The sequence below is a fragment of the Azospirillum sp. A1-3 genome (assembly GCF_023806445.1).
In the GTDB taxonomy this organism is placed as follows: domain Bacteria; phylum Pseudomonadota; class Alphaproteobacteria; order Azospirillales; family Azospirillaceae; genus Azospirillum.
The window spans coordinates 714609-730340 of sequence record NZ_JAMSLU010000002.1 but is presented as its reverse complement, the minus strand read 5'-3'; the positions used below and the strand labels follow the sequence as shown (position 1 = coordinate 730340).

At 63.4% G+C, this 15732-nt stretch carries 11 protein-coding genes and 3 pseudogenes; 8 read left to right on the top strand and 6 right to left on the bottom strand.

The annotated features are described in order from the left end of the window. Window positions 1–268 precede the first annotated feature (268 nt). From M5E06_RS16765 to M5E06_RS16730, 8 genes and pseudogenes are all read left to right on the top strand, one after another. Window positions 269–925 (top strand): TauD/TfdA family dioxygenase, encoded by a 657-nt coding sequence (locus M5E06_RS16765; RefSeq protein ID WP_252139136.1) that lies wholly within the window; start codon window positions 269–271, stop codon window positions 923–925. Further along, window positions 907–1260: a TauD/TfdA family dioxygenase gene (locus M5E06_RS16760; protein WP_353654336.1), complete on the top strand. Its 354-nt coding sequence runs from the start codon at window positions 907–909 to the stop codon at window positions 1258–1260. Before M5E06_RS16765 ends, M5E06_RS16760 begins: the two co-directional genes overlap by 19 nt. Continuing rightward, window positions 1175–2979: pseudogene (locus M5E06_RS16755) on the top strand (AMP-binding protein); the annotation flags it as partial. The gene M5E06_RS16760 and the pseudogene M5E06_RS16755, both read left to right, overlap by 86 nt. A gap of 90 nt (window positions 2980–3069) precedes the next feature. Further along, window positions 3070–3732, top strand: coding sequence for a phosphopantetheine-binding protein (locus tag M5E06_RS16750; RefSeq protein WP_353654346.1), 663 nt, complete (start codon window positions 3070–3072; stop codon window positions 3730–3732). An 18-nt stretch (window positions 3733–3750) separates the two neighbouring features. After that, a pseudogene (locus M5E06_RS16745) lies at window positions 3751–4137 on the top strand (condensation domain-containing protein); the annotation flags it as partial. A gap of 105 nt (window positions 4138–4242) precedes the next feature. Then, window positions 4243–4500 (top strand): hypothetical protein, encoded by a 258-nt coding sequence (locus tag M5E06_RS16740; RefSeq protein ID WP_252139133.1) that lies wholly within the window; start codon window positions 4243–4245, stop codon window positions 4498–4500. Between the two features lie 112 nt (window positions 4501–4612). Beyond that, a complete protein-coding gene (locus M5E06_RS16735; RefSeq protein ID WP_252139132.1) occupies window positions 4613–4837 on the top strand; it encodes an AbrB/MazE/SpoVT family DNA-binding domain-containing protein in 225 nt (74 codons plus the stop codon). 234 nt (window positions 4838–5071) lie between these two features. Continuing rightward, entirely contained in the window at window positions 5072–5365 is a 294-nt protein-coding gene (locus tag M5E06_RS16730; protein ID WP_252139131.1) for an AbrB/MazE/SpoVT family DNA-binding domain-containing protein, read from the top strand. A 116-nt stretch (window positions 5366–5481) separates the two neighbouring features. Here M5E06_RS16730 and M5E06_RS16725 read toward each other — a convergent pair whose 3' ends face one another. The 6 genes and pseudogenes from M5E06_RS16725 to M5E06_RS16700 all read right to left on the bottom strand — a co-directional run. Beyond that, complete coding sequence (locus M5E06_RS16725; RefSeq protein WP_252139130.1) at window positions 5482–7440, bottom strand: hypothetical protein; 1959 nt, start codon at window positions 7438–7440, stop codon at window positions 5482–5484. Window positions 7441–7853: 413 nt separating this feature from the next. Next, window positions 7854–9080, bottom strand: a complete 1227-nt coding sequence (locus tag M5E06_RS16720; protein WP_252139129.1) for an ELWxxDGT repeat protein — start codon at window positions 9078–9080, stop codon at window positions 7854–7856. Window positions 9081–9141: 61 nt separating this feature from the next. After that, window positions 9142–10362 (bottom strand): IS256 family transposase, encoded by a 1221-nt coding sequence (locus M5E06_RS16715; RefSeq protein ID WP_252139128.1) that lies wholly within the window; start codon window positions 10360–10362, stop codon window positions 9142–9144. After that, window positions 10254–11693, bottom strand: coding sequence for a calcium-binding protein (locus M5E06_RS16710; RefSeq protein ID WP_252139127.1), 1440 nt, complete (start codon window positions 11691–11693; stop codon window positions 10254–10256). The genes M5E06_RS16715 and M5E06_RS16710 overlap by 109 nt, the downstream gene beginning before the upstream one ends. Window positions 11694–11815: 122 nt before the next feature. Continuing rightward, window positions 11816–14083, bottom strand: a complete 2268-nt coding sequence (locus M5E06_RS16705) for a pre-peptidase C-terminal domain-containing protein (RefSeq protein WP_252139126.1) — start codon at window positions 14081–14083, stop codon at window positions 11816–11818. A gap of 615 nt (window positions 14084–14698) precedes the next feature. Continuing rightward, a pseudogene (locus tag M5E06_RS16700) lies at window positions 14699–15615 on the bottom strand (IS5 family transposase); the annotation flags it as partial. Window positions 15616–15732 lie beyond the last annotated feature (117 nt).

Below are 15732 nucleotides of genomic sequence, written 5' to 3'. Positions count from 1 at the left end.
GCATAGTGAGATTAATTCTCATTTGCAAGTGGGTTTGTGGTGCGTTAACGTCCGTCCCGGCTGCGGGGCCCGGCGGGATTGCCCGCAAGATATGTGTTGTTCATCCGGTCTCTGCGCCGAAGCCGTTCCAAGCACGGCCCAAGACCTGCTGCGATTGCTGCCCCACCTGTCGGCAGGAGCAGCGCTCAGCGCCACTATGAGAACGATTATTACTCACAGTAAAGACGTCTCTGTCGACCTGCCCGCAATTGGACGGACCGATCACCCCATGGACCAACGCATTTTCGATCCGAGCCCGGCCGCAAGCCCCGAAACGCTGGCCGTGCAGCCGCTGCTTCCCGGCGCCGACCTGCCGCTGCTGGTGACGTCGAAGGACGGCGCGCTGGATGACGATGGATGGCGGAATCTGCTGCCGGACATCCGCGCGGTGGTACGCGAACGGCTGCATGGCGACGCCTCCTTCCGCGCCTTCGCCGAGAGCTTCGGCCGGCCGCTGCTCGACTATGATTTCGGCTCCACCCCGCGCTCCGCGGTGGACAAGGGCGTCGACACCTCCACGGAATATCCGGCCCACCAGTCGATCCCGCTGCACAACGAGCAGGCCTATATCCTGCAGTGGCCGCAGACGATCTGGTTCCACTGCGTGACCGCCGCGACCACCGGCGGGGCGACACCGATCGCCGACAGCCGGCTGGTCGCCCGGCGCATCAATCCGGCGATCCGCGCCCGCTTCGCCGCCAAGCGCCTGATGTATGTGCGCAATTACGGGAACGGCCTCGAACTTCCCTGGCAGCGCGCCTTCAACACCGACGATCCGGCGGAGGTGGAGCGTTTCTGCCGCGCCAACGCAATCGCCTGGGAGTGGACGAGGACGGCGAGCTGCGCACCCGCCAGATCTGTCAGGCGGTGGCCCGCCATCCCGTGACCGGCGAGGAGGTCTGGTTCAATCAGGCTCACCTGTTCCACGTCTCCAACCTGCCGCCCGCGGTGCGCGACAGCCTGCTTGCGGTGGTGGAGGACGAGTCCGAACTTCCCCGCCATGTCTTCTACGGCGACGGTACGCCCATCAAGGACGAGGCGCTGGACCATATCCGTGCCGTCCTGGACGACTGCACCCGCAGTTTCCCCTGGCAGGACGGGGACGTGATGATGCTCGACAACATGCTGGCGGCCCATGGGCGGGAGCCCTTCACCGGCAGGCGCAAGGTCGTGGTCGCCATGGCCGACCCGGTGCGCTCCCCTAACCTTCCCGCCGCCTGAGGACCCCGCCATGGACAGTATCACGACCGCACCCGCCGCGGCTCCCACCGCCATTCCCGCTGGCGAGGAACAGCGCGCCCTGTGGACCGCTTGGCGCTTGGCGCCGGAGGATCCGGCCTACAACATGACCTACGCGGTGAGGCTTGCGCCGGGTATCGACCCGCAGCGGCTGGCCGCCGCCTTCGCTCAGGTCATCGCCGGGCACGAGGCGCTGTCCAGCCACTTCCGCGAGGATGCCGATGGCCGCCTCGTTATGGAACGGCGGCCCGGGTTCGCCGCCGATGTCGCCGTCCATGCCACCGGGGCGATGAGCGACGCCGACCGGCTGAACTGGCTGGAGCGCGAGGCCGACCTGCCGCTGCCGCTCGCTCGCATCACCGCGCTGGCCTGCGGCAACGGGCCGCTGTTCCGCCACATGACCACCTATGTCTCAGTGGGCGAGCGCTCCGCCGTCAACCGCGCCGTCCGACGGAAGCTGTTCGCCCAGCAGCGCGGCGCCGCCAACGAGCTGAACCTGCGCTGGGTCGACGACGGCGAGCGGCTGACCGGCCAATGGCGCGCCGACCCGGCGGTGTTCGGACCGGAGACCTCGGCCCGCATGCGGCGCGGCTTCCTCGCCCTGCTCGAAGGCGCGATCGCCGATCCCGACGCTCCAATCGCCGCCCTGGAGGCGACCACCGACGATGCCGACCGTTCGCTGCGCCGGGGACCCGCCGCCGGCGCGCCGACCTCGGCCCTTGCGCTGTTTGAGGCCGCTGTCACCCGTCATCCCGGCCGTGCGGCCGTGGAGGACGACGACCGGATCCCAACCTACGCCGACCTCGACGCTGCCGCCGGCCGGCAGTCGGTGCGGCTCGCCGACGCCGGGGTGCGGCCGGGCGACCGTGTCGGGCTGTGGCTGCCGCGGGGCGCGGCGCTGGCCGTCGGCATGATCGCGGCGTGGAAGGCGGGAGCGGCTTACCTCTGTCTGGACCTGGCGCTGCCCGACGCGCGCCTCGCCCTCCTAGCGACGGCCAGCGGCGCGCGCGCCATCGTCGGCCACGGCACGGCGCCCGGCTGGCTCGGCGGCGAGGCATGTCTGGAGGTCGACGGTGCATCGTTCGACGGCGGCTCAGGCGATGCCGCCCCTGTCCCGGCCAGCCCCGACCTACCGGCCTACCTGATCTACACCTCCGGCTCCACCGGCACGCCCAAGGGGGTGGTGGTTACCCAGGGCAACCTCGTCCAGTATGCCCAAGGCGTGTTGGCAGCGATGGATTTGCCGGAAGAAGCCACGCTTGCCACTCCGGCGTCGGTGACCGCCGACCTCGGCTATACCGCCTGGTTCGGGGCGCTGCTCGGTGGACGCACTTTGCGGATCATCGCGCCGGCGCTGGCCGACGACCCCGGCGTGCTGGCCCGCCATTTCGCCGAACGGCCGGTCGACGCGCTGAAGATCGTTCCCTCGCATCTCGCCGCGCTGATGGCGGTGGCCGATCCGGCCCGGCTTCTGCCGCGCCGCTGCCTCGTCCTCGGCGGCGAGGTACTGGAGGGTGGCTTCGTCGCTCGCCTGCGCACGCTCGCCCCCGGCTGCCGGGTGCTGAACCATTATGGCCCGACCGAGACCACCGTCGGCTGCCTGACCGCCCCGCCCCTCAGGACCCGAGCGTTCCGGTCCCCATCGGCACCCCGCTGGCCGGCGTCCATGCCGCGGTGCTGGACCGCCACGGCGACCCTGTGCCGCTTGGCGTCGTCGGCGAACTCGCCATCGGCGGCAGCGGTGTCGCCGCTGGCTACCTCGGCCGCCCGGCCCCGACCGCCGAGCGCTTCGTGCCCGATCCGTGGCGCAGCGGTGGCCGGCTGTACCGCACCGGCGACCGCGTGCGCCTCACCGCCGCCGGCCTCATGGATTTCCTTGGCCGCGCCGACGATCAGGTGAAGATCCGCGGCTTCCGCGTCGAACTGGGCGAGGTCGAATCCTGGCTGCGCCGCCAGCCCGGCGTGGTGGAGGCGGCCGTCCTCGCCCGTCCGGTGACCGCCGGCGGCGGGGTCGGCTTGCGGCTGACCGCCTTCGTCGCCTTGGCGACGCTCGATGATGACGCCCTTCGAACCGCCATGGCCGCCACTCTGCCGGACGACGAAGCCGCCCCGCCTGCCCCCTCGGCCGGCCGCCGCCTGACGGAGGCCGAGGAGACACTCGCGGCCCTCTGGGCGGAGGTACTGGGACGCCCGTCGGTCGGGGTCGAGGAGGACTTCTTCGCCATCGGCGGCGATTCGATCCTGGCGCTCCAGGTCATCGCCAAAGCGTCTCTGATGCGGGTCGTGCTGGCCCGCATCGGCACCTCCACTCACCGCTTCCTATGGACTTGGTACCATGCGTTGCTCGACGGCTGGAGCATGTCGCAACTGCTGGGCGAGATCCTGCGGCGTTACGATGGGGAAGCGGTGCCCCCGCCGGCAGTGCGCGTCCACGATCTGGTCGCCTGGACCTAGGCGCGCAGCCGGAAGCAGGATCGCGCCGCCGCGCACGCCCATTGGCGGTCCTGTCTCGCTGTCCTGCCGGCGCCCACCCGCCTGACCGCCATCCTATCGCCCCCGGATGCACCGAGGCCCGATGGGACGGAGGAGCGCATCATCGACAAGGCGGCAGTGCAGCAACTCCAGCGCTTCGCCAGCGCCCGGAAGGTGACGCTGAACACGCTAATCCAGGCCGGTTGGCTGCGGCTTCTGGCCCGGCTGTGCGGGCAGGACACGGTTGGCTTTGGCGCCGTCATGTCCGGCCGGTCCGTCGAGATGCCGGGGATCGACCGGTTGACCGGCCTGCTGGTGGGCTTCTTGCCACTGGTCCACGAGGTGGTCGACGCCGGCGCTCACGAAGACAGCCGGGAAGACGACTGACTGCTCAGGCTGCTGGCCGCCAACATCGCCGCCCGTCAGAACGGCCATGCGCCGCCCGCCCTTCAATGCTGGACCGACCCGGCCTCCGCTCCCTTCGACAGCATCATGATTTTCGAGAATTATCCGGTTGACGCCGCCCTGCGGCAGAGCGAACGCGCAACCCTGTCCTTCCGCGACGTCGGCAACCTCCGGCGAATGAGCTATCCGCTGAACCTGATGGTGGTGCCACGCGACACGGTGGTCCTGCGGCTGGAATATGCCGGCGCCCTGTTCCGCCCGCGCGATGCGGCGGCATTGGTCGACGGGTTGGTCTGCGAGGTGCAGGCTTTGGCTCTTTCGGATGTCGCTCCATGTCCGGGATAACGGCGCGGGAAGCCAGTTGGGCGGTGGTCGCTTCTTACACGACAACATGCTATGTGTCCCGATGTAGTGACAGGCGCTATCAAGTCATTGGCTGCGCCTAAAGGAGGCATCCATGCACATCGCCAAGCTCACCAGGATCGGCAACTCCACGGGTCTCACGCTGCCACGGGAGATGCTGGCGGCGGCTCACCTTGACTGTAGCGATGAGGTGACCATCAAGCTGCGCGACGGGCGGATCCAGATCGCCAAGGCCGGCAATACTTGTAACCATGCACTGGACATTGGCCGATACTTTGCCGCGCGTTACCGCCGCACCATGAGCATTTTGTCCAAGTAGTTGCTCATGGAAGAACCCACTGTTCAGGGGCGTCCTTGTGTTATCCCGCAGCTCCACGTCGGTCTCGCCCCCTTCGGGCGACGTCTGGGAGATTCTGGGATGACGCCCGTTTCGTCAGGATTCCTCCACCCTCCGATGACGGGACTTTTGGAAAGCCCAGCCCGGTTCCCTTGCTGAGCACCCTGGAACGCGCTAAGTAATACTTAGAATTGCGCTGGTATTACCGAGGCGGCCATGGCCACGACGCTCACCACCAAGGGGCAAGTCACCATTCCCAAGCTCATCCGCGATCGTCTGGGTCTCGGGCCCAGCAGTGCGGTGGAATTCGAGATTGCGGAGGACGGGCGCGTCATTCTAAGATCGGCGGGCCGAACGCTTCCGGCAAAGAGCCGGTTCGAGCGCCTCCGGGGCCGAGCCACCGCGGGGCTGAGCACCGACCAGATCATGGCGTTGACGCGTGGCGAGTATGGCGCGACAATCAGGCATTCTCACCGTGATTGTCGGGCCATAACCCGCAAGCCAACCTGACAGTACCGCCTCAAGCGCCTCGCTCCCCAAGCCGTCGGCGCATGACGTCTGCAAACAGCTTCTCATCAGTTCCTCAACAGCGCCCTCTACCGATCATTTCAGGGGCGGCTAGGCTTCTACTCGCCCTCTACCCTTCCGGGCGGACCTGCCGGGTCGGACATTATCGGTCGGAGGCAGGTGGGAGGCGTGGCCGTGGCAGGGAGAATGGGGGGTAAGCGGGCGATCTCGGCTATCCGTCCGTCACTATCCCGACGAGTGGCCACGATGCTACAGCCGCGCTCGATCCACACCACAAACTGAGCCGTGCGAAGACGCTCCGATGCTGTCGGATCATCGTGCCACAGAAGATCGACCGACCAAGCGCGCGCAGGATCGTCGCGCCAAAGCTGGTACTTTACTTGGAAGTAGGCCTGCAGCGGCGCAGGACCCATGTAGATAATAATCTCAGCGGGGGCATCCCGGCCAATGGCGGCGGCAAGCCGTCGGCCGGTTTGATTGAGTGCATCAACCACCGCAGACGGTAGAACACCTGGGGTCGCGTCGCCCAGCGTAGCGGTGAGCAGGACTGGCAGGTCGGAACGGACAGGGGAGCGCGTGACGGACGTTAGAACGAGGCTGGCGACAAGCGCGAGTGGGAGCGCCAGAGCAGTCGTCCGGTTCCAGCCCTCATCTGCGCAACGGCGAACCCGCCGTATCATCAAAAGGACGGCCACCAGAAGTCCAGTCTGAGCAACGTGCGACTGGTAACGGAACCACTCGGCCGCTCTTAAAGCCTCATCCGGCGCGAAGGCCGCAAGATAGGTGAAGAGCAGGAACGCAGAATAGGCCATCCAGAGCAACAGGAAGACAGCCGCCAGCGGGTCGGCGGCATCGGCTTCGTACACCAGGGTCGCCGAGTTCCTCTGCCACCGACCCGCCAGCCATTGCCCGCCGCATGCCGATACTGTGAGGAGCACTAGCGTCAGGCCCCAATGGGCGAGCATGGCGCGGCCAATTGCAGCAAAGGTGCTGCCCATATCCCCCCAGTTCCAGTCATCCAGTGGCTGCAGACCGAACTCGATGGACGGCCAGAAGGGCGTTTTCTCCGACGGCAGCAGCACGGCGATATAGAAGCGCCATGCGGCCAGCACCGCTCCGGCCGGTCCAAACGCAGCGAGTATCGCAGCCGCTCCGCGCGGCCACGGCCGAGCCGTTCGTAGGCCAACACGAGCAACCGACGCTAGGGCGAGTGCTGCCATGAGGCAGGCCGCGAGCACCACGCCAGTTTGACGCATCGCCAGTAGCAGCGCCAAGACCAGCCCGAAAGCAAAGGCCGGGCCGGGCGCTGCCCGTAGGGTGTTGTCGCTTGCCACCCAGAGACGCACGCCCAGCCACGCCAGCACCATCACAGCTGTGGCAGTCATGACATCGGGCAGTGCCGAGAGGACAAAATGCCAGTCCACCCCGGGGTTGCCGAGGGTGACCGCAAGGCCAGCTGCCGCGCCGGCGGCAAATCGCCGGATTCTTCCCACTGGAGCGCCCGCGGCAATGATCAAAAGCCCGGCGGGCACAGCGAGGATCAGCACATTGACCACGCCGCCGGCGTTGTCAGCGAAGGTTCCCGCAAGGCGCGACCAGGACGCGATCAGAAGCTGCATGCCCGGGGGATACCCCGTGAATGCGGTGATTGGCGGCGGCCCCTCGGCGGACGGCAGACTGCCGAACCGGTATAGGTACTCGGCAGCCGGCAGCCACGTCATGAAGTCGTCCCAATGGCGCGGCGGTGTCTCCGCGGCCACTATCAGCGCCGGCGCTATCCCTACCAAGACACCGGCGAGGACAGGCAAACCGCCACGGCGACCGGCACGGACCAGCAACACCATCGCTCCCAATGCCAGCACGACGGGCACAAGATACAGCACTGGATCGCCGGGCAGGCCCACCGCCGCTGCCGCGACCAGCCCAACCAACCCCGCACCGACGGCTGCCCCTAATAGCGCCAGCACAGCAAGACCGCCGGGCACTGTCATGTCACAGTTCTCCAGGTCGTGCTGATCCAGTCCCAGGACCAGAACGCTGACGCCTTGGGCTTGCAACCCAGTATGATCCGGCCGACGTGGACGATGCCGGTTCGGACTGCGTAATTAGGACCAAATCGTCGCCGTGAGCCGCATCTTGGGGATGCGGTGGCGACGGGCAGCATTGTGCTTGAAGGGCAAGGCAGGCGCGGTAGTCAGCGCAACGGGGCCGCCCTTCTACATAGCGCGTTCGCCCCCGCCAACCGGTCCGCCTCCCCTCCGTGCACCACCATTGTTCGGTTCCCTTCCGGCCGGCTTGGAGGGCGAGACCAGCGTCAGGATCGTCTCCTTCGAGTTCGAGGACAGCGATGAGATGATCCCATCTGCGGCTCCGACACGGCCGAATTGGCCGAGGATGGAGGCCTCGAGATTGAAAACAGCATCCACCATGGCGACTTGATCCAGAATTAGGGCTCATCGCTGGTAGTCTTTCAGCAGCCTGTTAGAAGCGAGACAATGTTAACTGGATTGTGAGAGTCATAAGGATCGTAAGACAGTTGGACGGGCGTAGCGCTGCCAATCCGCACCAAGTCCGAGGTGTCAGTGTTGAAGGAGAACACCACTTGGTTCTGCTGACTGTCCGTAGCATTGAAGAAAAGTGTTTTACCAACCGTGCCCAGGGCGCTGGGAGCAGTCCAAGCGTCATCGTCAGTGACGTCTTTGACCATCCTGGTTCCATTGGCGGTACCGTCGCTCATCCACAGATCATAGCCGTGGGTGCCGTCATTTGCGGTGAAGAAGACTTGGTCACCGACAGCAGTGAGATTGGAAATCTGGGCGCCAAGTTCGCCGGGACGTAGCTCCTTGACCATACGTGTGCCCGTTTCCGTCCCGTCTGAAGCCCACAGCTCCATCCCGTGCACCCCATCGTACCCTTGGAAGAACAGTGTGTTGCCGGCCGCAGTCAGATTGGTGGGGTTGGCGCCCATCATGGGGGTAAACTCCTTCACTTTCCGCGTGCCAGCCGTCGTACCATCAGACGTCCACAACTCGAACCCGGCGTTGAAATACAGTCGGTTGCCCATGGGCTCCAAATCGATGGAAATACCCACATGCGGTTCTTCGGCAATGCCACCCTTCAGCTTAACGGTCCCAGCCGCGGTGCCATCGGTTCTCCACAGATCCGTGTCATTGCCCACGCCATCTCGTGCGGTCAGAAAAAGGAAGTCGCCGACAGCGGTCAAATGGTCCGGTGCCTGATTATAAGGCGCCATCGAATCAACGCTTCCCGGTATGAAGTCCTTAACCAGGGTCGTTCCATCAGTCGTTCCGTTGCTCTTCCAGAGCGCTGCCCCGTGCGTTCCGTCCTTTGCCGCGAAATAAAGTGTATTGCCAACCGAAGCAAATGTGCCGGGAGCGGACGACGAGGAACCTGCCCATATGTCTGACACCATCATGGTGCCCGACACCGTACCATCACTCCTCCAAAGCTCGTTTCCGTGAATGCCATCGTCCGCCGCAAAGTAGAGCGTGTCGCCAACGCGGGTCAGTTGGCCGGGCGGCGACATTGAATCGTCAGGCTGGATGTCCTTGACGAGCGTCGTTCCGGCCGCCGTTCCGTTGCTCTTCCACAACTCCGCTCCATGCACGCCATCGTTGGCGGTGAAGTAGGCTGTGCCATTCACGACGGTCAGATTGGAAGGTGTGGAGGAGGCCATCCCCGGCGCGATATCCTTGGGGAGTGTCAGGAATTCCGTGCTTGGCGGAGCGTGTTGAGTATCAGGCGTTCATCGCCTTCGCGAAGCGCTCTCCGAAGATGACGGCCATCTGAGCCTTTGCGGCCGTCCACTCCCGTGGCGGCATCTTCCAGTCTTTCTCGGCGCGGTTCAAGACGAGAAACAGGAGCTTCAGCGCGGCCTCGTCATTGGGGAAATGCCCCCGGGCCCGCACCGCCCGGCGCAGCTTCGAGTTGAGCGCCTCAATAGAATTCGTTGTGTAAAGGATGCGTCGGACCTCGCGGGGAAAGGCAAAGAAGGGGATGACCTCCTGCCACGCCCGCCGCCACGCCTTGCCGATGGCCGCATACTTTTCGCCCCAGGGGCCGTCCTCGAAGGCGCTCAGGGCCACCTCGGCGGCCTTGTCGTCGACGGCATCGTAGACCGTCTTCAGTGCGGCGGCGATGGCCTTGCGGTCCTTCCAGGACGCGAACTCCATGCTATGGCGTAACAGATGAACGATGCAGGTCTGGACAATCGTCTCGGGATAGGCGGCGGCGATCGCCTCGGGAAAGCCCTTCAGCCCGTCGACCACTGCCAGCAGGATGTCCTCCACGCCGCGGTTCTTCAGTTCGTTCAGCACGCGCAGCCAGAACTTGGCGCCTTCGTTCTGCTCAATCCACAGCCCCAGCACCTCCTTGCCGCCGTCGGCGCGCACACCAATGGCAACATGGATGGCCTTGTTGCGCACCAAGCCTTCGTCGCGGATCTTGACCCGGATGGCATCAAGGAACACCAGAGGATAGATCGCCTCCAGGGGCCGGTTCTGCCAGGTCGTCACCTCCTCGATCACCGCGTCCGTTACCGTGGAGATCAGGTCGGCCGACACCTCGATGCCGTAGAGTTCCCGCAGGTGTCCGGTGATTTCCCGCGTCGACATGCCCCGCGCGTACATCGACACGATCTTCTCGTCGAAGCCGGGGAAGCGGCGCTGGTATTTGCCGATCAGCGCCGGATCGAACGTCCCGGTCCGATCGCGCGGGATGGACAGGCCCATCGAGCCACCCTCGGTCAGCACCGTCTTGTGGCCGTAACCGTTGCGGCGGTTGCCGCTCTCGTCACCGGCCAGGTGATGATCCAGCACCGCCTTCAGGGCTCGCTCCGTCAGCGCCTTTTTCAGCTGGTCGAGCAAGCCGTTCTGATCGAAGGCCGTCTTGGCGTCAGCTCCAGCCAGCAGCTGGTCGAGGATCGCGTCCGGGATAACAGGCTCTTTGCGTCGGGCCATGGCGGGTCTCCTTCCATGTCAGGATAACCCCGCCAAGCACGGAATTCCTGACACTCCCTATCCTTGATCAGATGCGCAGAGGCGCCATTCGTGCTCCAAAGTTCGTCGCCGTGCGCCCCATCGGTGCCTGCGAACAGCGCGGCGCCCCCATCCGACGGCTTGTCACGGAAGACGCCAGCCCAGTCGTTCCGGGCGGCTCTCCGCTCCCAATTCGCCCCGGCGAAGACGTATTGGCTGCCCAGAGACATCTGTGGCGCGCCGATGGATACGCCTGTGACGTGCAGGGCGGAACCGTCTCGGAAGGAGAAGTCGGCCTGCCAATATTCCTGCCCAGGTGTCATATAGGGCTGGCTGGTGAGCCTCACTGGACCGGACAGGTCCTGGCTGCGGTAGCCACTGAAGACGAGCTGGTCGTTTTGCAGATTGAACATTTCCAGCCGGTCATTCCCGAAGCCGGACGCACCCTTCTGGAAAAGGAAAACGTCACCTCGATCACTGAATGGAGGGTTGCGGAGGGTACCATCAAGGATGGTGTCATCACCCGGGCCGGCTATGAAGACGTCATGGCCCAGATCACCTCCCTCCCCCATGGAGAAGGAGTAGAGATTGTCGCCGCCGTTCCCGCCGTAGAGGACATCGTCGCCATAGCTGCCAACAACAAGGTCAGCACCGTTCTCGCCTCGAACTGTGTCATCTCCGACGCCGCCGAATAGCGAATCCTGGCCGTTCATGCCGTAGATGAGGTCGTTCCCGGCTCCGCCGTCCACCCGGTCGTTGCCGTTGCCAGCCCACACCGTGTCGTTGCCACCGCAGCCATCAATGGTGTCGTTACCGGCCAAGCCGTACAGTCTATTGTTGCCGCTGTTGCCGACCAGAAGGTTGTTCAGCCCGTTGCCCGTTGCGCTCCCGTTGGCCCAAGCCCCAACCTCTTGCAAGGTCGCATTCTCCAAGTTCGGCCCGAGCTGCCAGGAGAATTTGGCCCGCACAGTGTCGATGCCCTGATTGGCGTATTCGACGACTGTGTCTTCCGGCCCATTCACCCAGAAGGTATCATTTCCGAGCGCGCCAGCCAGACGGTCGGGAGCGGCGTCGTCACCGGCGTAAAGCACATCGTCGCCCGACCCTCCATCCATGGTGTCGGACCCGTTGCCACCGTCCAGCGTATCATTGCCGCCCTCGCCGTACAGGAGATCTCTGCCAGCGTGTGCATAGATCAGATCGTTTCCCGAAGCCGCAAAGACGGTGTCATTGCCTGCATTGGTCGAAAAGATGTCATCGCCATCTGTACCGCGAAGCCAGTTTTTGGAATCGTTTCCTCCGAAGTACGCCATCTTTCAACCCTCCTCTTGCTGATACGCGCGGCATATTATTTTTATGGAAATGCACAGCAAATAAGGGCCGTGCCTTGACGAGAGAGCACTGTTTGGCCTGCGGATAAACCCCTCAGACTCTCTCAGATGATAATGAGGTCACTGCTACCCAGCCGCTGTTGGCCGAAGCCGCTGATCGTCAAGACAGGAACGTCTTGGCCCCTCTGCCGCACCGAGACCAGAAGATCCTCCCCGACCGGGGACTGGAGAATATCAGCGGGGCTCAACCCCAGACCACCGAAGCCGATAATGTCAGAGCCGGGCGTGAAGTCGGAGAGCGTGTTCGGACGGTCCGGCAAGGCGGCCGCCGTCACCCAAAACAGGTCGTCGCCCGCTCCTCCCGTCATGGTGCTGCCGCCCGACCCGGCGAACAGTTCGTCCGCGCCATCGCCGCCAAAAAGCAAATCCGCCTCGCCGGCAAATAGGACGTCGCCATCGGGACCGCCGTACAGCCGGTTTCTACCGCCACCAGCCACGGCATTGAGAACATCCGCTCCACTCTCCCCGAACAGTTGGTCATGCGAACCGGCCAGCAGTTCATCGTTGCCGGCCCCTCCGAACAGCCGGTTCGAGCCGGGCGACTGGGAAGAGTCGACAAGGTCGTTCCCAGCACCGCCGAACACCGTAATGGACCCGTCGAACAAATTGATGACGTCGTCACCCGCCGTTCCAAATACCCGATCCGTTCGGCCCTGATTGAGGGCCTCGACATTCAGGACATAGCGTCCCACGCCGAAACCGGCAGAACCGCTGCCCGCAATGTTTGGATCGTAGTTGGAGTTCGCGAAACCACTGACGCCGATAATATAGGTTCCCTGTTCCGGCGCAGTAAATGTAATTCGCGAATCCAGCCCATCTGAATCGTCATTGTAAGCGAGTTGACTGCCTTGTGCGTCAAATATGCGCAGGATCGTGTCCAGATTGGACACTCCGGCATTGGCCGCATCGGTATCGATCATGACCTGCTGTCCCGGTGCCAGCCGGAACTTCACCAAGTCAACCTCATTAGGCCTGCTCTCAACGCCAGCATTGTCGCCAAGGAAACCATTCAACGAGAGTTTTCTTTCCTGTCGGAGTTCGGCAGTAAAGTCCCCCGCCTGCTGGATTGTATCATTGGGTTCTATGACATCGACTGTCTGGGACGGAATCAAGGCCGGGCGCAGGGTAGGATCCCCCTGCATGGTCATCCCGTAGAACCAGTCGACTTTCCAATCATCCGATGGGGCGTCAGTTGGCGCGACGTTCGCGTTGAACCAATCTTTGAATGCCTGCCCCATATTGGCAAGACTGCTTTGGGGAGAATAGAAATCCGCAAAATTCAGCATGCCGCCGGTCTTGGTACTGCCAACGGCATTGACGACATTTCCCTGCCCAAACACGTAGGCGCCGATCAGGTTGTCCGCCGTCGTATAGTCAGCACTGGAACAATTAAACATATTCAGGAAGCCAAAGCGTTTATCGATTCGAGCAACTTCTTGGCTTGTCAAAATCCCGCCGTCGACACCACTCACCGAATGGCCCGCTGACCAGCTGTGGATCTGCTCGATCACAGTTTCGGCATTCTCACCGAGCGCTTGAATATAGCGGGGCAGCGTTGTCTCACTGGGGTTCCGGATGTCTGTGACCTGACTATAAAGCGATGCCAAGCTTTGCAGATCTCCGACATAGGGAGACCAGTCGTCATCGGCAAACCAGATCGCACGATCCTCATACTGAAGAGCGCCCGTGCGGACGTTGTGGACCTTCTGGAAGTACGAATTGATGAGGTCTGCCTCGCTTCCGGCAATGATTCCCTGAAGGTTATCTGCTGACAGCCGTGACACGTAGATCTCGCAATCCACATCGCCGGTGTGGCTGTCCAGCCCCTGCTCGTTCAAAATATAGGTCCCGTCGAGGTCCATGAAGTACAAGTCGTGGGGATAGGTTGTTTGGGATGCTCCACCCCAATTGTCTTCGCTGGTGAAATCGACATGGGGAATGTTGCCGACAAACAAAGCGCCTTGCAGCCCGGACTGCTCCCATTGCGCATGCAACTCATCGCGTAGTTCCATAGCGGAACCGTTCCAAGGCCGGATAGAGACGTCATAGCCCTCAGCAGCCAGGTCCGTCGCGTAGACGTCCAGCGAGCCCGCGATCTGTGGCATCAAGGAGGCTTCGACAAAAACGTCAAAGGTACCGGTGTCCAAAGCCACTGAAGGTGCTTGGCGGCTTTCCGCATCGGACAAGTTCCCATTGAGAATGCCGGCATTAACGAGGCTCTCCAGAGAATTGGGCCCGTTGCCCTTGATCGACTGGATGGAGCGGTCAATGGAAGCCTTATCGTAAAGCTCGCACTCTTGTGCTCCAGCCATTGTTTTTTCTCCGCTTGTGATACTCTGTACTGTCCAGCATAATCTTGGCATCCCACGATATGCTGCACCTGCCGGGCAACGAGTCCACCATCTGAACGATCCCGCAATCTGCGGCCCTCAGGTCTTCACGTTGTTTGAGAGATGATTTGCCTTACAATCTTATAGCACGCATGGTGAGGATTGCGGGGCTAGGCAATGGGAGATGAGAGTTATCGGAGGGATGTTTCGCATATTGAAGTTGTGCATGTACTATTTTTCTCTCTGGCATTGACGAATACTACATCTGTGTCTCAGTCGAATCTATTCCCTGTACAGGTGTGACCAGATACCGCCCCTTTGTAAGACGATATGTCTCCTTCGAGAGCTGGTAGTGAACTTTTGCGAGTAAATCGGTGCCGTTGGGGGAGAGCGGGACAGGCGTTCGCTGAACAACGCCAAGGGCAAACTGAGCCGGGTCAGGCATCCGCGCCGGGCGTTCCTTTAGCCGGGAAATTTCATGAGGTTTGGCGGAGCCTTGTTACAGCGAGGTGAATTCGGCCGCAGGAACCCCTTTCCCGGCACTTTGGTGCAGAACTCGACCTGTGGACGGATTTCGCCCAGAGACGATGGAGATCGGGCGACCTTCCCGGTGGTTGGCTTGCCGAGGTTGGTCATGGGATTGATGACGGCGCAGGCGACCTTGGCTTCGGCATTTTGCGCAGGCAGAGTTCGGGCGCGCAGGCTGCGTCTGATTGGCACCTTGTACCGAAGCATCGCCACCTCGACCAACGATCTCTTGCCGTGTTGGACGGCTCGCTGCCAACCCAAGCGACCACGCTCCTTGATCGTCTGGATGTAGCGGTCGCGCCGGGTGGGCGCTCTCTCGGCGGTGTCGCTCACCACCGCGGTAGCGCGGCGGGATGATCACCCCGGCGTCCGGCGCACGCTCGGCGACAGCATGATAGACGGGCTCGCCGTCGTAGGCGCCGTCCGCCAGCACCGAGCCGATGGGGCACGTGACCTGACCGAGCAACTGACCGACCAGCGAGACGTCTCCCTCTTCGTTGCCCGTCAACGCCGAGGCGAGGATCTCGCCGGTAGCGGGATCGACGGCCAGGTGCAGGTTGCGCCAGCATCGGTGCGCTGTGCCGCCGCGCTTTCCCAGGTGCCACTCGTCCCAGCCGAACACCTTCAGCCCGGTGGAATCGATGACCACGGTGACCGGCCCGTCCGTCCTGGCCAGCGCCGACGCGACGGCCAGATCGGTGCTGCGCCGGGAAAACGTCGAATGATCGGGAACCGTGAGGTCCAGGCCGAGCAGGCGCATGAACGAGCCCAGCAAACCCTCGGTCTGGCACCACGGCCGACCGAACGCCAGCCGCAGCATCAGCCCGGTCTCAATAGCGATATCGGAGTAGCGCGCTGGCCGGTCGCCTCGGCCCGTGGTGGGCGGCGTCCACGCGGCGATCGCCACCGGCGTCACTCAGATCGTCAGATCTCCCCGCCGGCAGATTTCCCCGCCGGTGCAGTGCCGCATCGTAGGCCGCCCAGTGGTGTTGTCAAGTTGCTGGCGGGGAGTGGAATTGCGGCCAGCTGACCTGCATTCGCCTCCCAAGTCAGCTGACCTGGGCAGCGCCGGTCGCCTCGCGTCATGTGGTGAAGGCGCTGGT